The sequence below is a fragment of the Tessaracoccus coleopterorum genome (assembly GCF_011174705.1).
Classification (GTDB): Bacteria; Actinomycetota; Actinomycetes; order Propionibacteriales; family Propionibacteriaceae; genus Arachnia; species Arachnia coleopterorum.
On sequence record NZ_JAANIJ010000001.1, the window covers coordinates 3,386,325 to 3,404,154 of the forward strand.

Sequence of the window (17,830 nt, forward strand, 5' to 3'; positions counted from 1 at the left end):
GGCGGCCCTCTACGTGATCCAGATGGTCGTGACGTGGAGCGTCGCCTCGGTCGCCCTCCGTCGTCCCTGCCGCTGCTCCCGCTCGTCGTCGTCGGCCTGCTCGCGCTCGCGCCGCAGGTGTTCAACTTCATCACCGCCTTCCCCACCTCGGCATGCTGTTCGGGCGTGTCCTCGGCGCCTGGTCGTATCTCGTCATGGTGGTCGGCGTCGCCTACGCCTTCAACCTCCGCTTCCTGTGGGCGCTCGGCTTCACCCTCACGGGCTGGTTGCTCGTCCAACTCGCCTCACGGCTGCTGCAACGACCGCTGAACCAGGTCTTCTCCACCTCTGGACGATCGCAACCGGCCGCCCCACCATGCTCACGGCCAGCGACATCCTCGCGGGGTCGCCCGTCGTCCCCGTCACGCTGCGCGACGAGGTGACCCGGTGATCGCGTGGACGCTCGGGATCCTGGCGCTGATCCTGTTCCTGTTCGTGCTGCTCTCACCGCTGGAATCGTTGCGCTGGTGGGCCGACCGCGGTGAGCAGGAGGTGCGCCGGACCTTCGAGTCCCTTTCCGAGGACAGGCGCGCCAAGACGGACTCGCACCGATTCGTCGTGTACCTCTCCGGCGTCGGCGTGCTCGGAGGCGACCAGCTCTCACGCCGCGAGCTCGCCTGGCTCGACAGCCTCGACGACGACCTGACCGACGTGGTCGTGGTCTCCGACGTCTTCCCGTACGCGGTCGACAACCGTGGGCTCCTGCAGAGGGCGACCGTGTGGCTGTGGTCGTTCCTCGACCGGGCCCGACGCGCCTGGAAGGGCAACCCTCTGCAGTTCCTGATCAATCTGCGCAACATCGCGCAGGTGATGGTGTCGTCCGACCCGCGCTACGGGCCCACCATCAACATCGGGCTGGCCCAGGAGATCTGGCACTCTCTGCAGCGGCACGGCTACGTGCCCGGCAGCGGAGACCCCGTCGTGCTGATCGGCTTCTCGGGCGGGGCGCAGATGGCGTTGGGTGCGGGCTGGTACCTGCACGGTATCGGCGTTCCCGTCTCGCTCGTCTCGATCGGGGCATCTTCTCCGACGACCCGGGGCTCGACCGGATGAGCCACGTGTGGCAGCTCAGCGGAGGGCGTGACCGGCTGCAGCACCTCGGGACGGTGGTATTTCCGGGTCGTTGGCCCACCGCACCGCTCTCACCGTGGGGAAGGCCAGGCGCGAGGGCGCGTGAGCGTCATCGACATGGGCCCCATGAAGCACGACGGCGGACAGGCCTATTTCGGTCGGAGCCGGACGCTCGCGGACGGGCGGACCTTCGCCGAGGCCACCAGGCAGGCCGTCCTCGGCATCCTCGGGGAGCAGCCCGGGCGCTTCCCCAGGCGGCCACGCAGCCCCGTGAGTCCGGCCGGGCCGGGATGCGGCAAGCTGGACCCATGCGCGTGTTCCTTGCCGAAGACCAGTTCCTGCTGCGCCAGGGGCTCGAGAACCTGTTGCGCAGCAACGGCGTCGAGATCGTCGGGAGCCGACCCGATGGCGATGGTCTTCCCGATCTTCTCGCCTCCTCCGGGGCGGACCTGGCGCTGCTGGACATCCGGATGCCGCCGACCAACACCGACGAGGGGATCCGCGCCGCGCTCGAACTGAGGCGGCGCCGCCCCGGGTTCCCGGTGGTGCTGCTCAGCCAGTACGTCGAGCACCTGTACCTCGACGAACTGCTCGGCGACGGTGGGGGAGCGGTCGGCTATCTCCTGAAGGACCGCGTCTTCGACGATGTCAGCTTCGTCGCGTCGCTGCGTACGGTCGCGGCCGGAGGCACCGTCGTCGACCCCGAGGTGATCACCTCGCTGATGCAGCGCCAGGTGCTCACGAGCCGGCTCTCGGCGCTGACGGCCAGGGAGACCGAGGTGCTCGCCCGGATGGCCGAGGGTGAGGCGAACGCGTCCATCGCCCTGCGCCTCGTGGTCACCGAGAAGGCCGTCCAGAAGCACATCAACGCCATCTTCACGAAGCTGGACCTCAGCGAGGAGCCCAACTCCGCGCGGCGGGTGCTCGCGGTGCTGGCGTTCCTGCGCGGCCGCTGACAGGAAAGACTCAGCCGACAGGGCGGGGCACCGAGACGGCCACCACCGTCGGACCCCGACCGGGCTCGCCAACTCGAGGGTGGCGTCGAACGGATCAAGCCGGCGCCGCAGCCCTGCCAGGCCGCCGTCCGGCGTCTCAACCGCCCCACCGATGCCGTTGTCGGTCACGACGGCGGTCACCGTATCGGGCGTGCCGCCGAGCTCCACCACGATCTCCGAGGCGGCCGAATATTTGACGGCGTTGGCCAGCAGCTCGGCGACCGCGAAGTACAGAGCGGTCTCGAGCGTCGGCACCAGCCGGTCGCCCAGGGTGCTGACGATGCGGGTGTCGATCGCCGAGCCCGCGGCCAGCGACCGCAGCGCCTCGGCGAGGCCGCGGTCGGCGAGGATCGGCGGCCTGATCCCGCGCACCAGCGAGCGCAGTTCCGACAACGCCGCCGACGAGTCGCTCTTCGCCTCCTGCAGCATGGCGCGGGCGGCCTCAGGGTCGACCTCCAGGAGCCGCGACGCCTGGGTCAGCGTCATGCCCATCGTCACGAGCCGAGCCTGCGCCCCGTCGTGCAGGTCCCGCTCGATGCGGCGGATCTCCGCCTCCTGCAGCTCCAGCGCCGTGCGCCGCGACGCGGACAGCGTCGCCACCCGCTGCTCGAGCGAGGCGCTCACGTCGGTGGCGAGCATGAAGCCGACCCACCGGGCGTGGATGCGTTGCACGATCCGGGCGGCCACGGGGGCGGCGGACAGGAGGGCCAACCCACCCAGTGCCGCCAGGAGGGTGACGGAGGCGTCGTAGTAGTAGAAGTAGTACCCGTCGGCCAAAATGAACAAGGAGTCGAGGAACAGCCAGAGCCCGGTGCCGACCATCACCAGGGGCAGCGCGGCGCCCAGCAGGGTGGCCGCCGGGTTGACGATGTGCCAGTCCAGGTCGCGGGCCCGAGCCCGGTCCTGCAGCTGGGCACCCAGCTGGGTCAGGCCGGGCCCTTCGTGGGACCGACCGCCTCGTAGGTGGTCGTCAGCGCCCGGCCCCGACGCTCCGACGCCCAGCGGCGCTGGCGGTCGGCGCCCCGCTCCAGGGCGGTGAAGCTCCGGGCCACCGATCCGATGCCCAGCAGCGACAGCAGGGTGGCGCAGGTCCACCGCAGCATGGTGAGGACCTCGAGCAGTGCGTAGCCGAGCAGCCTTCCCAACTCGATCATCGTGCTGGTGTCGCGCAGCAGGCGGCGGCTGATGCCACCGGAGGCGGATCGGTGCTGGTTCGGTGTCGGCTCGGGCATGGCACCAGCATGCCCGGCCCCGACGGTGGTGTCCCGGGTGGGGCACGTGTCCCGAGGTGGTGCCTGCACCACCACGAATCCGGGTGGCAGCGCTCCAGACCCGGGAAGACCCGGCCCGTAGCGTGTGGGATCATGCCCTTCACCAGCGCCCAGGCGATCGCCCTCATCCTCTGCGTCGCCCTCACCTGCGCTACCTTCCGGATCTGGCCACGATGTGGTCAGGGGATCCGCGCGTCTTGGGCGATGGGGACCCGTGCGGTAGAGTGCAACGCTGGCCGCTTGAGTGCCGCAGTCCGCGACGAGGAGTTCCAAACATGGCGTCAACCAACGATCTGAAGAACGGCATGGTTCTGGATCTCGATGGTCAGCTCTGGCAGGTTCTGTGGTTCCAGCACCACAAGCCGGGCAAGGGCAACACCGTCGTGCGTTCGAAGCTGAAGCACGTGCTGACCGGCAAGATCATCGACAAGACGTTCAACTCCGACACCAAGGTCGACACCGCAACGGTCGACCGTCGCGAGATGCAGTACCTGTACATGGACGGCGACGACTACGTGTTCATGGACAACACCTCGTTCGAGCAGTTCATGATCTCCGCGGAGACCGTCGGCGACGCCAGGGACTTCATGCTGGAGAACCAGAATGCGATCGTCGCCACCCACGAGGGCAACCCGCTGTTCATCGAGCTCCCGGCCTCGGTCGAGCTCGAGGTGACCTACACCGAGCCCGGCCTGCAGGGCGACCGCTCCACCGGCGGCACCAAGCCCGCCACGCTGGAGACGGGCAAGCAGATCCAGGTCCCGTTGTTCATCACCACCGGTGAGCGCATCAAGGTCGACACCCGTGAGGGCGGCTCCTACCTGGGTCGCGTCTCCAGCTAGATGGCAGAGGTAAGGCCCCACTACAGCTCGCAGACGAAGGCGCGCAAGGCCGCCCTGGACATCTTGTTCATGGCGGAGCAGCGCGGCGACTCCATCAGCGAGACGTTCGCCGAACAGCGCTCCCTCTCCGGTAGTACTGTGCGGGAGCTGACCACCGACATCGTGCTCGGCGTCGCCGCCCACCTGATGGAGATCGACCAGCGCATCGCGGAGTCCACCAGCATGGCGTGGCCCCTCGAGCGCATGCCGTCGGTCGACCGGAACCTGGCGCGGATGGCGATCTTCGAGCTCGACCACACCGACACCCCTCCGCCGGCGGTCATCTCCGAGGCAGTGCGCCTCGCGGGTGACCTCTCGACGGACGAATCCCCGGCATTCCTGAACGGACTGCTGTCAAAGGCCTTGGCGGCCAAGCCGACAACGAACTGAAGCCCTAGAGAGGTACGCATGAGTTCCCTTCCTGCACTGTTGGTTCTGGAGGATGGGCGCGTATTTCGTGGCCGTTCCTACGGCGCCGCGGGTGAGACCTTCGGAGAGCTGGTCTTCTCCACCGGCATGTCCGGCTACCAGGAGACCCTGACCGACCCGAGCTACCGGGGGCAGGTCGTCCTGATGACGGCCCCCACATCGGCAACACCGGGTGGAACGACGAGGACGGCGAGTCCGGCCGCATCTGGGTGCAGGGCTTCATCGTCCGCGACCCCGCGCCGCGACCGTCCAACTGGCGCTCCCGCCGGAAGTTGGACGACGAACTCGCCGATCAGGGCATCGTGGGGATCAGCGACATCGACACCCGTGCCCTCACCCGCCACGTCCGCGACCGCGGCGTGATGCGGGTGGGTATCTCCACCGAGACGCTCAATCCTGAGGAACTCCTCGCGAAGGTCGTGGCGCAGCCCTGATGGCCGGCCGCGACCTCGTGGGCGACGTCACCACCGACACCCACTACGTGGTGCCGGCACAGGGTGAGAAACGCGCCACGGTCGTGGCCGTCGACCTGGGCATCAAGTCCATGACCCCCACCCAGCTCGCGGCCCGCGGCCTCGAGGTGCATGTCGTACCCGCGCACACCACCTTCGAGGCGCTCATGGAGTACGCCCCGACGGCGTCTTCTTCAGCAACGGCCCCGGTGACCCGGCCACCGCGGTCGGCCCCATCGGCGTGCTGCGCCAGGTGCTGGAGGCCGGGGTGCCCTACTTCGGCATCTGCTTCGGTAACCAGCTCTTCGGCCGCGCCCTCGGGCTCGACACCTACAAGCTGAAGTTCGGCCACCGCGGCATCAATCAGCCGGTCGTCGACCGGACCACCGGCAAGGTCGAGATCACCGCGCACAACCACGGCTTCGCCGTCGCCGCCCCCTCGACGCCGCCATCCCCACCGAGTTCGGTGACGTGACGGTCAGCCACGTCTGCCTCAACGACGACGTCGTGGAGGGCCTCGAGCTCCGCCGCGACGGCCGCCTGGTCGCCTTCTCGGTGCAGTACCACCCGAGGCTGCCGCGGGCCCGCACGACGCCAACTACCTGTTCGACCGGTTCGCCGACGTGCTGTCGGCCGGAAAGGAAGCCTGATGCCCCGCCGCACGGACATCTCCTCGATCCTCGTCATCGGCTCCGGCCCCATCGTCATCGGCCAGGCCTGCGAGTTCGACTACTCCGGCACCCAGGCCTGCCGCGTCCTCCGGGAGGAGGGCTACCGCGTCATCCTGGTGAACTCGAACCCGGCCACGATCATGACCGACCCCGACTTCGCCGACGCCACCTACGTCGAGCCCATCACCCCGAGTTCGTCGAGCGCGTCATCGCCAAGGAGCGACCCGATGCGGTGCTCGCCACGCTCGGCGGCCAGACCGCGCTCAACACCGCGGTCAAGCTGCACGAGGGCGGCGTCCTCGAGAAGTACGGGGTCGAACTGATCGGTGCCTCCATCGAGGCGATCCAGCGCGGTGAGGACCGGGAGCAGTTCAAGGACATCGTGCTCGGGTTGACGGACGTCGCGGGCGGTGTCGCAGAGGTGGCCCGCTCAGCCATCTGTCACACCATGGACGAGGTGCTGGCGGCGGCGGACGGCCTCGGCTACCCGGTGGTCGTGCGCCCCAGCTTCACCATGGGGGCGTCGGCTCGGGTTTCGCGCACGACGAGGCGGAGCTCCGCAACATCGCGGGCGCCGGGCTGTCGGCCTCGCCGACCACCGAGGTCCTCATCGAGGAGTCGATCCTCGGCTGGAAGGAGTTCGAGCTGGAGGTGATGCGCGACAAGGCCGACAACGTCGTGATCATCTGCTCCATCGAGAACTTCGACCCCATGGGCGTGCACACCGGCGACTCCATCACCGTCGCCCCGCCATGACGCTCACCGACCGTGAGCTGCAGCGGATGCGCGACGTCGGCATCGGCATCATCCGCGCGGTAGGCGTCGACACCGGCGGCTGCAACATCCAGTTCGCAATCAACCCCGTCGACGGTCGCATGATCGTGATCGAGATGAACCCGCGCGTGTCGCGCTCCTCGGCTCTCGCTTCGAAGGCGACGGGCTTCCCGATCGCCAAGATCGCCGCAAAGGTGGCCGTCGGCTACACGCTCGACGAGATCCCCAACGACATCACGAAGGAGACGCCTGCCAGCTTCGAGCCGACGCTCGACTACGTCATCGTCAAGGTGCCCCGGTTCGCCTTCGAGAAGTTCCCGGCGGCCGACCCGTTCCTGACCACCCACATGAAGTCGGTGGGCGAGGCGATGGGCATCGGCCGCAACTTCACCGAGGCCCTCGGCAAGGCGCTTCGCTCCATGGAGGACCCGAAGGCACCCTTCGAGTTCGGCCAGCCGATCACCGAGTCTCTCCAGGAACTCCTCGAGACGATGAAGCGCCCGTTCGACGGCCGCATCCAGGTGGTCATGAACGCGCTGCGCGCCGGCGCCACCGTCGAGCAGGTCTTCGAGGCCACCGCCATCGACCCCTGGTTCCTCGACCAGCTCGTCCTCATGCTCGAGGCGGCCCGCGAGGTGCGCGACGCCTCCGACCTGACGCCCGAACTGCTGCGCCACGCCAAGCGGCACGGCCTCTCCGACGCCCAGATCGCGAAGCTGCGCAACCTCAGCACCGACGTCGTGCGCGGCGTCCGCTGGGCCCTCGGCATCCGCCCCGTCTACAAGGCGGTCGACACCTGCGCCGCCGAGTTCGCGGCCTCGACGCCGTACCTCTACTCGTCCTACGACGAGGAGAGCGAGGTGCCCAGGCGCACCAAGGAAGCCGTCCTGATCCTCGGCTCCGGCCCCAACCGCATCGGCCAGGGCATCGAGTTCGACTACTCCTGCGTCCACGCCACCATGGCGCTGCGTGAGGCCGGGTACGAGACGGTCATGGTCAACTGCAACCCGGAGACGGTCTCGACCGACTACGACACCTCCGACCGCCTCTACTTCGAGCCGCTGACGGCCGAGGACGTGCTGGAGATCTACCACGCGGAGCTCGCGGCCGGCCCCGTCGCGGGCGTCATCTGCCAGCTCGGGGGCAGACCCCGCTCAAGCTCGCCCAGACCCTGAAGGACGCGGGCGTGCCCATCGTGGGCACCTCGCCCGAGGCCATCAACCTGGCCGAGGAGCGCGGCGCGTTCGGCCGGGTCCTCGCCAACGCAGGACTCGCGGCCCCGAAGCACGGGATGGCGTCCTCGGCCGCGAAGGCCAAGGCCATCGCCAAGGAGATCGGCTACCCGGTGCTGGTGCGCCCGAGCTATGTGCTCGGCGGCCGCGGCATGCAGATCGTCTACAACGACGACTCGCTCGAGACCTACGTCGCGAAGGCCACCGAGGTGAGCCAGGACCAGCCCGTCCTGATCGACCGGTTCCTCGACGACGCCATCGAGATCGACGTCGACGCCCTCTACGACGGCACCGACCTGTACATCGGTGGCGTGATGGAGCACATCGAGGAGGCGGGCATCCACTCCGGCGACTCGGCCTGCTCGCTGCCGCCCATCACGCTCGGCGACGCGGTGATCGAACAGATCCGGCACGACACACTTGCCATCGCCGAGGGCGTGGGCGTGCGCGGCCTGCTCAACATCCAGTTCGCGCTGCACGCCGACACCCTCTACGTGCTCGAGGCCAACCCGCGCGCCTCCCGCACCGTCCCGTTCGTCTCGAAGGCCACCAACACCTCGCTGGCCAAGGCGGCCGCCCTCGTGATGCTCGGCCGCAGCATCGCCGAGCTCCGCGCCGACGGCATGCTGCGCGCCGAGGGCGACGGCTCGACGCCGGTGCCCGGCGCGCCGGTCGCCGTCAAGGAGGCGGTCATGCCGTTCAACCGGTTCCGCACCACGAGTGGGCCTTCGTCGACACGCTGCTCGGCCCCGAGATGCGCTCGACCGGTGAGGTGATGGGCCTCAGCGACCACTTCGGGACCGCGTACGCCAAGTCGCAGGCAGGCAGTGGTGGGCCGCTGCCCACCTCGGGCAACTTCTTCGTGTCGATCGCGGACCGTGACAAGAGGCACGCCATCTGGCCCATCAAGCGGCTCGTCGACCTCGGCTTCCGGGTGCTGGCCACCCGCGGCACGGCCTCCGTGCTGCGGCGCAACGGCATCGAGGCGCAGGAGGTGCTCAAGCTCTCCGAGATGGGTGAGGGTGAGACGAGGCCCAGCATCGTCGAGATGATCCGTTCGGGCGAGATCGACCTGATCTTCAACACGCCCGAGGGCGGCTCGTCATCCGGCGAGAGCACCCGCGAGGACGGCTACCTGATCCGCACCGCTGCCGTGCTGGCCGACATTCCGCTCATCACGACGGTGCCAGGGCTCGGCGCCGCCACCCAGGGCATCGAGTCGCTCCAGAAGGGCGAGATCGAGGTCCGCTCGCTCCAGGACTGGGCCGCCAGGTGAGCGCGCTCGGCACCCGGATCCTGCGTTCCGGTTACCACGTCCTGCGCGCCGGCCTGTTCCGCTACGCGGGTGGGACGCGGAGCGGGTGCACGAGCAGACCATCTCCCTGCTGAGCCGGGTGCCGGGGGCGCCCGGCCCGGGTGGCCGACCCGTCACAGTGGCGGGGTCCGGTTCCCCAACCGGGTCGGCCTCGCCGCCGGACTCGACAAGGACGGCGTCGCGGCCCAGGCGTGGGCGCGGTTCGGGTTCGGCTTCGCCGAACTCGGCACTGTCACCGCCCAGGCCCAGCCCGGGAACCCGAAGCCCCGCATGTTCCGGGCCATCGCGAGCCGCGGCATCATCAACCGGATGGGTTTCAACAACCGGGGCGCCGAGGCGCTCGCGCAGACGCTGCGCGACAAGGGCGTGGAGCGCGGCAACGGGGCCCTCGGGATCCCGCTCGGAATTTCCATCGGCAAGACGAAGGCCACCCCCTCGCCGATGCCACCGCCGACTACCTCACGTCGCTGCGCCTCCTGGCCCGCTGGCCGACTACGTGGCTGTCAACGTGTCGAGCCCCAACACCCCGGGGCTGCGTAGCCTGCAGGCGGCCGGTGAACTGGCCGACCTGGTCGGAGCACTCACCGCCGAGGCGGCCGTTCTCTCGCAGCGGCCGGTGCCGATCTTCGTCAAGCTCGCCCCCGACCTCGAGGGGAGCGACCTGACCGAGACGCTCGCCGTCCTGAACGACTCGGCCGTGAGCGGCCTGATCGCCACCAACACGACGCTGTCGCGGGCGGGCCTCGCCGACGCCGACCGCCGGCTGGCCGACGAGGCGGGCGGCCTGAGCGGCGCCCCGCTGACGGCCAGGGCTCTGGCCTTCGTGGAGCGGCTCGCCGGATCCACCGACCTGCCCGTGATGGGCGTCGGCGGCATCATGAGCCCGGCAGACGGGCGCGCATGCTCGACGCGGGCGCCACCCTGCTGCAGCTCTACACCGGCTTCATCTTCGAGGGCCCCGCCCTCATCTCGGGCATCAACGACGGAAGGACCACCCCGTGACCTACGCGGAACGCCTCACCCGGCTCACGGCTGAGCGTGGCCGCCTCTGCGTCGGGATCGACCCGATGCCCGGCGTGCTCGACGCGTGGGGCCTCACGCGCGACATCCGGGGCCTCGAGCGCTGCGCCCGCGGGATCGTCGAGGCCCTCGGCCCCCGGATCGCCGTGTTCAAGCCGCAGTCCGCGTTCTTCGAGGCCTACGGCTCGCGGGGCGTCGCGGTCCTCGAACGGGTCCTCGCCGACATCAGGGCCACTGGCGCCCTGTCCATCCTCGACGTCAAACGCGGCGACATCGGCTCGTCCATGCAGGGCTACGCCGACGCCTTCCTCGGTGAGGGCGCCCCCTGTGGGCCGACGCCGTCACCGTCAGCCCCTACCTCGGCGTCGGGCCCTCCGGCCCGCCATCGACGCGGCGGTCGCGGGAGGGCAGGGGTCTACGTGCTGGCCCGCACCTCGAACCCGGATGGCGCACCCGTGCAGCTCGCCCGGGCGGGGAGTCCACCGTCGCCCAGCACGTCGTCGACGAGGCGCGGGCCATGAACCCGACCCACGACGGCGCCGTCGGGCTCGTCGTCGGAGCCACGCACAGCGACCCCGGCTGCGACCTGTCCGGCTTCAACGGGTCGATCCTGGTTCCCGGCATCGGTGCGCAGGGCGGCACCGTCGAATCCCTGGGGCGGTGTTCGGTGACGCGTTGTCCCATGTGCTGCCGACCGCCAGCCGCGACGTCATCGGATACGGTGCCGGTGAGCTCGAGGAACGGGCCGCAATATTGTTGAATTCGGTGGGTAAACTCTGAATATTGCCGGATAGCTACTGACTTTCGGCCAGAACCCGGTAGATTCTACTCGGCACCGACGGTGCCACTTCGAATAGTCATGTGTTGAAGGGACATTCAATGACGATTCCTCAATTGAGCAGCGAGCAGCTGGGCGCAGCCCGGGAGGCCGCGACGCAGGCCCGCAGGGCCCGCGCCGAGCTCAAGGACCAGGTCAAGAGCGGAGAGCTGACATTCAGCCAGGCGCTCGAGAAGGCCATGGCCGATGAGACGTTGTCGAGGATCAAGGTGGTCGACCTGCTCCGCTCGATTCCGCGCATCGGCGTGACCCGCGCCACGGAGACGATGGAGAACCTCGAGATCGCGGCCAACCGCCGCATCCGTGGCCTCGGACGTCATCAGGTTGAGCGACTGCACGAGTTGTTCAACTGAGCACCCCTTGACCTAAGCTCGGCCTGGTGACTACATCCCATGTGTGGGTGATCTCCGGGCCGAGCGCGGTCGGAAAGGGAACGGTCTGCGCGCGGCTCAAGGAGCTTCACCCCGAGTTGTTCTACTCGGTTTCGATGACGACGCGCGATGCGCGACCCGGTGAGCTGGAGGGCGATTCCTACCACTTCGTGGGGTCGACGACTTCCAACGGCTCATCGGCCAGGGCGAGTTCCTCGAATGGGCCGTCGTACACGGCACCAACTTCTACGGCACCCCCGCGGCCCGGTCCTGGAGGCCCTCGGGCAGGGACGCCAGGTGGTCCTCGAGATCGATCTCCAGGGCGCCCGCCAGGTCAAGCAGAACCTCCCGAGGCCCGCCTCGTGTTCCTCACCCCGCCCTCCTGGGACGAGCTCGTCCACCGGCTGCAGGGCAGGGGCACCGAGGACGAGTCCACCCAGGCCCGCCGCCTCGCCACCGCAAAGGTCGAGCTCGAGGCGATCGCGGAGGCCGACCACGTCGTCGAGAATCGCGACATAGAAGACACCGTCAAGACTTTGGTAAGCTTGATGGGCTTGTGATCAATCCCCGTTATCGAAGGATCACCTTGAACACTCAGCCTGAAGGCATCACCAATCCGCCGATCGACAACCTGTTGGCCGGCATCGACTCGAAGTACCGTCTGGTCCTGTTCGCCGCCAAGCGCGCGCGCCAGATCAACGCCTACTATTCGCAGCTCGGTGAGGGTCTCCTCGAGAACGTCGGCCCCATGGTGCCCGCCGCCCCGAGGAGAAGCCCTCTCGATCGCGCTCCGCGAGATGAACGAGGGCCTCCTCCAGTTCACGCAGATTGATCCCGAGGCCGAAGAGGCCGCCCGCGTCAGCGAGGCCGCCGATCCCGCGTTCACGTTCGTCGACCCGTTCGCAACGGACGACACCTCCGCGTCCTGACCGACGCACCCGGGGGCGGCTTGTTGCCGCCCACAACACCCATCACCGACGCGGCTTGTCGCCGCACTAAGGAGCTGGCCATGAGCCGCCTGTTCACGTCGGAGTCCGTGACCGAGGGTCACCCCGACAAGATCGCCGATTCCATTTCCGACGCCGTCCTCGACGGCCTCCTCGAGCAGGACCCGCGGGCGAGGGTCGCCGTCGAGACCCTCATCACCACCGGCCTCGTGGTCGTTGCGGGTGAGGTGTCCACCACCGGGTGGGTCGACGTCGCCAACCTCGTCCGCGAGCGGATCCTGTCGATCGGCTACGACTCGTCCCGCAAGGGCTTCGACGGCGCCTCGTGTGGCGTGTCGGTGGCCATCGGCAACCAGTCGCCCGACATCGCCCAGGGCGTCGACGACGCCTATGAGCACCGTGTCGACTCCGATGCGGACGCCGTCAGCCACCAGGGCGCCGGCGATCAGGGTCTGATGTTCGGCTACGCCTGCAACGAGACCGAAGCGCTCATGCCGCTGCCGATCGACGTCGCGCACCGGCTCGCGGAGCGGCTCTCCGAGGTCCGCAAGGACGCGACGCTGTCGTACCTGCGGCCCGACGGCAAGACGCAGGTCACGGTCGCCTACGACGCGGACGGCCGCCCCTCCGGGATCGACACGGTCGTGGTCAGCTCCCAGCACGGCGAGGACGTCAGCCAGGCGCAGATCGCTGCCGACCTCCGGCGCGAGGTGATCGCCCCCGTGCTGGACCGGTACGGTTTCGCCGTGCCCGAGCGGGTGCTGGTCAACCCCACCGGCAAGTTCGTGATCGGCGGCCCCATGGGCGACGCCGGAGTCACGGGCCGCAAGATCATCGTCGACACCTACGGGGCATGGCCCGTCACGGCGGCGGCGCCTTCTCCGGCAAGGACCCGTCGAAGGTCGACCGCTCGGCCGCCTACGCGATGCGTTGGGTGGCCAAGAATGTGGTGGCGGCCGGCCTCGCGGAGCGCTGCGAGGTGCAGGTCGCCTACGCCATCGGCAAGGCGCATCCGGTGGGCTTCTACCTCGACACGTTCGGCACCGCCGTGGTGCCTGAGGACCGGATCCGCGCCGCTGTGCTCGCCACGTTCGACCTGCGGCCGGGCGCCATCATCCGCGACCTCGACCTGCTGCGTCCCATCTACAGCGACGTGACGGTCTACGGCCATTTCGGCCGCGACCTGCCCAACGCGACCTGGGAGCGAACCGACCGCGCAGAGGCGCTGGCGGCCGCCGTCAAGGGATAGCGTGCCCGCCCCACGGGTGGCGCGGGTCGCCGTGGACGTCCCGCTGGCCCATCTGGACCGGCTGTTCGACTACGAGGTTCCAGACGCCCTCGTGGAGGATGCCGTGGTCGGCGCCCGCGTGAAGGTGCCCTTCTCCGGCCAGCTCCGCGACGGGTGGCTCATCGAACTCGTCGACGAGAGCGAAGTGCCGCACCTCGCGCGGCTCCGCAAGGTCGTCTCGCCCGAGCCCATCGCCGTGCCGGCGGTGTACGGGCTGATCCGGGCGGTGGCCGACCATTACGCGGGAACCTGGTGGGACGTCGCGCGGCTGGCCATCCCGCCCGGCACGCGGCCACCGAGAAGGCCCCGCAGCGGGTGTGGCCCGAGCCCGCCGCGCCGCCGGAGGCCTCCGTTCTGCCCGCCTACCCGATGGCGCGTCCCTGCTCGGGGCGCTGGCCGAGGGCCGCTCACCCAAGGTGCTGTGGCAGGCGGCCGCCGTCCACGGCGGCCCGGGTGACCTCCTCGGAGGGTACTCGAGGCGGTCGACGCGACGCTCCGTTCGGGTCGCTCCGCGGTGGTCGTGCTGCCGACGGTCCGGGAGCTGAACGTCGCCCTGCCCCGGCTCCGGGAGGCCTTCGGGCACGGAGCCGTCGGCTCGCTCGCCTCCGAGAACGGCCGGAGCGCCCGCTACCGCGCCTACCTCGCCGCCTCGCGCGGGAGGCCCGCATCATCGCCGGCACCCGTTCGGCGGTGTTCGCGCCGGTGGACAACCTCGGGTTGATCGTGGTGGTCGACGACGGCCACGACGCGCACGAGGAACTGCGGGCGCCGCACCATCACGCCCGATCCGTGGCGATCCTGCGCGCCTCACGCGAGGACGCCGCGCTCCTGATCGCCGGCCACGGCCGCAGCACGGACGCGCAGGCGCTGCTCGAGCGCGGCTGGCTGCGCGATCTCTCCCTACCCCCCGCCGGTGCCCGCCGGGTCTCCGCACCCGTGCGCTCCGTGTCGGAGGCCGACCGGGAGCGGGACCCCACGGCGGCCCGGCTGCGGATCCCGTCCGTGGCGTTCCGGTTCCTGCGCGACCATCTCGTCCGCGGCCCGGTGCTGGTTCAGGTGCCGATGGTCGGTTCTCCGCCTCACTGACCTGCGTGCGGTGCGGAAACCGGGCCCGTTGCCCCAAGTGCGAGGGACCGATGCGGGAGCGGACCCGCGGCGTGCCGGAGTGCGGGCTGTGCGGCTTCCGCCCGACCCGGTGGTCGTGCCCCCACTGCCACACCTCCGCGCTGCGCAACCCGCTGCCCGGTGCCGCCCGCACCGCGGAGGAGCTCGCGCGCGCCTTCCCGGGGTGCTCGCCGTCAACAGTTCGGCCGACCGGATCCGTGACGAGGTGCCCGACGCCCCGGCCATCGTGGTGGCCACGCCCGGTGCCGAACCCGCCGCCGTCGGCGGCTACGCGGGCGTGGTAATCCTCGACGCCGACGTCATGCTGGCGCGCGCCGATCTGCGCGCGGCAGAGGAGGCTGTGCGGCGCTGGTCGGACGCGGCAGCGCTAGCCCGCGGCCCGCTGGAGGGCGGGTCGGTGCTCCTCGTCGGCACCTCGACCCACCCCGCCGTGCAGGCGATGCTCCGCGCCGACCTGGCCGGCTTCATCTCCCGCGAGCTCGCCGACCGTGCCGAGGCGGGCCTGACCCCGCCGTGAAGCTGGCCCGCATCGTCGGCGAGGGTGACGCCGTGCGCGAGTTCCTCGACAACGACGACTGGGACGGCATCGACATCCTCGGCCCACCGAGGTGGGCCCCGACCGGTGGGCCGCGCTGCTGCGCACCCCGGTCGACCGGGCGCGCGACCTGACCCGCAGGGTCAAGAGCGCCTCCGCCATCCGGTCTGCCCGCAAGGAGCGCGGCATGCTGAGCATCACCGTTGACCCCGAGTCCCTGGAGGACAGATGAGACTGGTTTTCGCAGGCACCCCCGAGGTGGCGGTGCCATCGCTGGAGGCCCTGGTCGGCTCCGCACACGAGGTGGTGGCCGTCGTCACCCGCCCCGACGCCCCCGCGGGCGGGGAAGGAAGCTGACGACCTCGCCGGTGGCCGCCCGCGCAGCCGGGCTCGGCCTCGAGGTCCTGAAGCCCGACCACCCCCGCGACCCCGCCTTCCAGGACCGGCTGCGTGCGTTGGCGCCCGACGCGTGCCCCGTCGTCGCATACGGCGCGCTGCTTCCGCAGGCGGCCCTCGACATCCCGCGCCACGGCTGGGTGAACCTGCACTTCTCGCTGCTCCCACGCTGGCGGGCGCCGCGCCCGTCCAGCGGGCCGTGATGGCGGGCGACGCGACCATCGGCACCGCCACGTTCCGGATCGTCCGCGAGCTGGACGCCGGCGACCTCTACCTGGTCGAGGGGGCCCGATGCCCGACGCCACCGCCGGTGAGCTGCTCGGCTCGCTCGCCCGCAGCGGAGCGGCCCAGCTGGTCCGCACGATCGACCTGATCGCCGACGGCGTAGCGCCCACCCCACAGGCCACCGAGGGGTCACCATCGCGCCGAAGATCACCGTGGATGAGGCACGCCTCGACTGGACGCTCGACGCGGAGGCGCTGCGCAACACCATCATGGGCTGCTCGCCGGACCCCGGCGCCTGGTGCGAGCTCGACGGCGCGCGGTTCAAGATCTACCGGGCCCGGCCCGCCGGCGGACCCGACCTCGCTGCAGGTGCGCTCGCAGCCACCAGGCGGCAGGTGTTCGTCGGTACCGGCGACGGCACCCTCGAGCTGCTCGAGGTGCAGGCCCCGGCCGGAAGAGGATGCCCGCCATCGACTGGGCCCGCTCGGGCGTGGAAGGCAGGGTGCTCGCATGAGCGGCGGGCCGCGCCGCGTCGCGTTCGACGTGCTGCGACAGGTGACGGGGGAGGACGCCTACGCCAACCTCGCCCTCGCGAAGCGGCTCGCCACGGCGGGCCTCTCCGCCCGCGACGCTGGGCTCGTCACCGAGCTGGTGGCGGGCACCTGCCGCGCGATGGGCAGCTACGACCGGATCATCGAGGCCGCCTCCGGCCGCACGCTCACCACGCTGCAGCCCGCGGTGGTCGACCTGCTGCGCCTGGGCACCCACCAGGCGCTCGGGATGGGCATGAAGCGCTACGCCGCCGTGGCCACGACCGTCGAACTGGCCCGGGCGACCGTCGGCCAGCGGGTCACCGGCCTCGTCAACGCGGTGATGCGCAAGATCGCGGCGCGAGACCTCGATGCGTGGCTCGACCAGCTGGCGGCGGGTGAGGACGAGTTGGGCGCCATCGCCGTGCGCGGCAGCCACCCGCGGTGGATCGTCGAGGCCTACGACGAACTGCTCCCGCGTGCCGAGCTGCCCGCGGCGCTCGAGGCCAACAACGTCGCCCCCGGCCGACGCTGGTGGTGCGACCCGGCCTTGCCACCGTGGCCGACCTGGTGGGGGCCGAACCCACCCGCTTCTCGCCGTTCGGCGCCACCGCCACCGGTACCCCGTCCGATCAGGCCGCCATCCGCGACGGCCGGGCGGGCGTGCAGGACGAGGGCTCGCAGCTGGTCGCCTGGGCGTTGGCCTCCGCCGACGCGCCCGGGGGCCATGGCTCGACATGTGCGCGGGGCCGGGCGGCAAGGCCGCGCTCCTGGCGGGCCTCGCCCGCGAGGCCGGCACCTGGCTCCTGGCGGGAGAGGCCCAGGAACACCGCGCCAGGCTGGTCGCCGAGGCGCTCGCTGCCTACCCGGACGGCCACCAGGTCATCACCGCCGACGGCACCCGGCCCGCATGGGGCAGATCATTCGCGAGGGTGATGGTCGACGTTCCGTGCTCGGGCCTCGGCGCGCTCCGCCGCCGACCCGACTCACGCTGGCGCCGCGACCCGTCCGCGGTCACGGCGCTCGGCGACCTGCAGCGCGCGTTGCTGCGCACCGCCATCGCCTCGACCGTCCCCGGCGGGGTCGTCGCCTACGTGACGTGTTCGCCCCACAGGGCGGAGACTACCGACATCGTCGACGCCGTCCTCGCCGACACGGCGGGGTGACCCGGCTGCCGGCGGCCGACCTGCTGCCGGACGTGCCCGATGTGGCCCTGGGCCACGACGTGCAGCTGTGGCCGCAACGCCACGGCACCGACGCGATGTACCTCGCGCTGCTGCGCGTCGACGGCTGACCGGCGGATCGCCGGACCCGCCGGACAACCCTCCACCGACGCGCTTGGCCTCATACCCCTAGGGTATAAGGTCGGGTGCGTGGCGATACCCTCATGGGGTATCGGAACGGAAGGTGACTGACGTGACGTGG

17 protein-coding genes and 8 pseudogenes are annotated in these 17,830 nt (G+C 70.5%); 23 read left to right on the top strand and 2 right to left on the bottom strand.

The features are described from left to right. Nucleotides 1-33 precede the first annotated feature (33 nt). The 3 genes from G7085_RS28510 (at nt 34) to G7085_RS21665 (ending at nt 2,066) form a co-directional block, all read left to right on the top strand. Complete coding sequence (locus tag G7085_RS28510) at nt 34-309, top strand: hypothetical protein (RefSeq protein ID WP_231979790.1); 276 nt, start codon at nt 34-36, stop codon at nt 307-309. 117 nt (nt 310-426) lie between these two features. Next, nucleotides 427-1,092 carry a hypothetical protein gene (locus G7085_RS21660; RefSeq protein WP_197512520.1) on the top strand — a complete coding sequence of 222 codons (666 nt, stop codon included), beginning with the start codon at nt 427-429 and terminating at the stop codon, nt 1,090-1,092. Nucleotides 1,093-1,418: 326 nt separating this feature from the next. After that, on the top strand, nt 1,419-2,066 hold the full coding sequence (locus G7085_RS21665; protein ID WP_197513007.1) for a response regulator transcription factor: 648 nt from the start codon (nt 1,419-1,421) through the stop codon (nt 2,064-2,066). A 399-nt stretch (nt 2,067-2,465) separates the two neighbouring features. Here G7085_RS21665 and G7085_RS33510 read toward each other — a convergent pair. Further along, a pseudogene (locus G7085_RS33510) lies at nt 2,466-2,927 on the bottom strand (histidine kinase); the annotation flags it as partial. Between the two features lie 104 nt (nt 2,928-3,031). Further along, entirely contained in the window at nt 3,032-3,406 is a 375-nt protein-coding gene (locus tag G7085_RS21670) for a hypothetical protein (RefSeq protein ID WP_197512522.1), read from the bottom strand. Between the two features lie 245 nt (nt 3,407-3,651). Here G7085_RS21670 and efp point away from each other — a divergent pair, with 245 nt between their 5' ends. The 20 genes and pseudogenes from efp to G7085_RS35990 all read left to right on the top strand — a co-directional run bounded on the left by efp (nt 3,652) and on the right by G7085_RS35990 (nt 17,699). After that, the gene (gene efp, locus G7085_RS21675) at nt 3,652-4,218 is read left to right on the top strand and encodes an elongation factor P (protein WP_197512524.1); all 567 of its coding nucleotides are present in this window, start codon (nt 3,652-3,654) and stop codon (nt 4,216-4,218) included. After that, on the top strand, nt 4,219-4,647 hold the full coding sequence (gene nusB, locus G7085_RS21680; RefSeq protein ID WP_269451947.1) for a transcription antitermination factor NusB: 429 nt from the start codon (nt 4,219-4,221) through the stop codon (nt 4,645-4,647). 18 nt (nt 4,648-4,665) lie between these two features. Then, nucleotides 4,666-5,788 (top strand): annotated as a pseudogene (gene carA / locus G7085_RS21685) (glutamine-hydrolyzing carbamoyl-phosphate synthase small subunit). Next, nucleotides 5,788-9,091 (top strand): annotated as a pseudogene (carB, locus tag G7085_RS21690) (carbamoyl-phosphate synthase large subunit). The pseudogenes carA and carB overlap by 1 nt, the downstream one beginning before the upstream one ends. Nucleotides 9,092-9,160: 69 nt before the next feature. Then, the gene (locus tag G7085_RS31500; RefSeq protein ID WP_331715872.1) at nt 9,161-9,670 is read left to right on the top strand and encodes a dihydroorotate dehydrogenase; all 510 of its coding nucleotides are present in this window, start codon (nt 9,161-9,163) and stop codon (nt 9,668-9,670) included. Continuing rightward, a complete protein-coding gene (locus G7085_RS31505; RefSeq protein ID WP_331715873.1) occupies nt 9,627-10,166 on the top strand; it encodes a dihydroorotate dehydrogenase in 540 nt (179 codons plus the stop codon). Before G7085_RS31500 ends, G7085_RS31505 begins: the two co-directional genes overlap by 44 nt. Then, nucleotides 10,129-10,671, top strand: coding sequence for an orotidine-5'-phosphate decarboxylase (gene pyrF, locus G7085_RS21700; RefSeq protein WP_197512528.1), 543 nt, complete (start codon nt 10,129-10,131; stop codon nt 10,669-10,671). Before G7085_RS31505 ends, pyrF begins: the two co-directional genes overlap by 38 nt. Continuing rightward, a complete protein-coding gene (locus G7085_RS21705; protein ID WP_197512530.1) occupies nt 10,668-10,910 on the top strand; it encodes a hypothetical protein in 243 nt (80 codons plus the stop codon). The genes pyrF and G7085_RS21705 overlap by 4 nt, the downstream gene beginning before the upstream one ends. A 119-nt stretch (nt 10,911-11,029) precedes the next feature. After that, complete coding sequence (mihF, locus tag G7085_RS21710; RefSeq protein WP_197513008.1) at nt 11,030-11,341, top strand: integration host factor, actinobacterial type; 312 nt, start codon at nt 11,030-11,032, stop codon at nt 11,339-11,341. Between the two features lie 23 nt (nt 11,342-11,364). Beyond that, nucleotides 11,365-11,919, top strand: a pseudogene (gene gmk / locus G7085_RS31510) (guanylate kinase). A gap of 20 nt (nt 11,920-11,939) precedes the next feature. Beyond that, nucleotides 11,940-12,288, top strand: a pseudogene (rpoZ, locus tag G7085_RS21720) (DNA-directed RNA polymerase subunit omega). Between the two features lie 80 nt (nt 12,289-12,368). After that, a pseudogene (gene metK, locus G7085_RS21725) lies at nt 12,369-13,453 on the top strand (methionine adenosyltransferase); the annotation flags it as partial. A 103-nt stretch (nt 13,454-13,556) separates the two neighbouring features. Then, a complete protein-coding gene (locus G7085_RS21730) occupies nt 13,557-14,051 on the top strand; it encodes a primosomal protein N' family DNA-binding protein (protein WP_197512532.1) in 495 nt (164 codons plus the stop codon). A 63-nt stretch (nt 14,052-14,114) separates the two neighbouring features. Continuing rightward, complete coding sequence (locus G7085_RS21735) at nt 14,115-14,315, top strand: hypothetical protein (protein ID WP_197512534.1); 201 nt, start codon at nt 14,115-14,117, stop codon at nt 14,313-14,315. Beyond that, on the top strand, nt 14,297-14,680 hold the full coding sequence (locus G7085_RS21740) for a hypothetical protein (RefSeq protein WP_197512536.1): 384 nt from the start codon (nt 14,297-14,299) through the stop codon (nt 14,678-14,680). Before G7085_RS21735 ends, G7085_RS21740 begins: the two co-directional genes overlap by 19 nt. A 202-nt stretch (nt 14,681-14,882) precedes the next feature. Further along, nucleotides 14,883-15,236, top strand: coding sequence for a hypothetical protein (locus G7085_RS21745; protein WP_197512538.1), 354 nt, complete (start codon nt 14,883-14,885; stop codon nt 15,234-15,236). Then, the gene (locus G7085_RS21750) at nt 15,233-15,388 is read left to right on the top strand and encodes a hypothetical protein (protein WP_197512539.1); all 156 of its coding nucleotides are present in this window, start codon (nt 15,233-15,235) and stop codon (nt 15,386-15,388) included. Before G7085_RS21745 ends, G7085_RS21750 begins: the two co-directional genes overlap by 4 nt. Beyond that, on the top strand, nt 15,328-15,486 hold the full coding sequence (locus G7085_RS21755; RefSeq protein ID WP_197512542.1) for a hypothetical protein: 159 nt from the start codon (nt 15,328-15,330) through the stop codon (nt 15,484-15,486). Before G7085_RS21750 ends, G7085_RS21755 begins: the two co-directional genes overlap by 61 nt. Beyond that, nucleotides 15,483-16,389: pseudogene (locus G7085_RS35985) on the top strand (methionyl-tRNA formyltransferase). The gene G7085_RS21755 and the pseudogene G7085_RS35985 overlap by 4 nt, the downstream one beginning before the upstream one ends. Next, nucleotides 16,386-17,699, top strand: a pseudogene (locus G7085_RS35990) (RsmB/NOP family class I SAM-dependent RNA methyltransferase). Before G7085_RS35985 ends, G7085_RS35990 begins: the two co-directional pseudogenes overlap by 4 nt. Nucleotides 17,700-17,830 lie beyond the last annotated feature (131 nt).

Excerpts from the sequence above, each read along its gene's own strand:
- nusB (WP_269451947.1), top strand. The coding sequence starts at position 4,219 with ATGGCAGAGGTAAGGCCCCACTACAGCTCGCAGACGAAGGCGCGCAAG.
- G7085_RS21705 (WP_197512530.1), top strand. The coding sequence starts at position 10,668 with ATGAACCCGACCCACGACGGCGCCGTCGGGCTCGTCGTCGGAGCCACG.
- G7085_RS21665 (WP_197513007.1), top strand. The coding sequence starts at position 1,419 with ATGCGCGTGTTCCTTGCCGAAGACCAGTTCCTGCTGCGCCAGGGGCTC.
- efp (WP_197512524.1), top strand. The coding sequence starts at position 3,652 with ATGGCGTCAACCAACGATCTGAAGAACGGCATGGTTCTGGATCTCGAT.
- mihF (WP_197513008.1), top strand. The coding sequence starts at position 11,030 with ATGACGATTCCTCAATTGAGCAGCGAGCAGCTGGGCGCAGCCCGGGAG.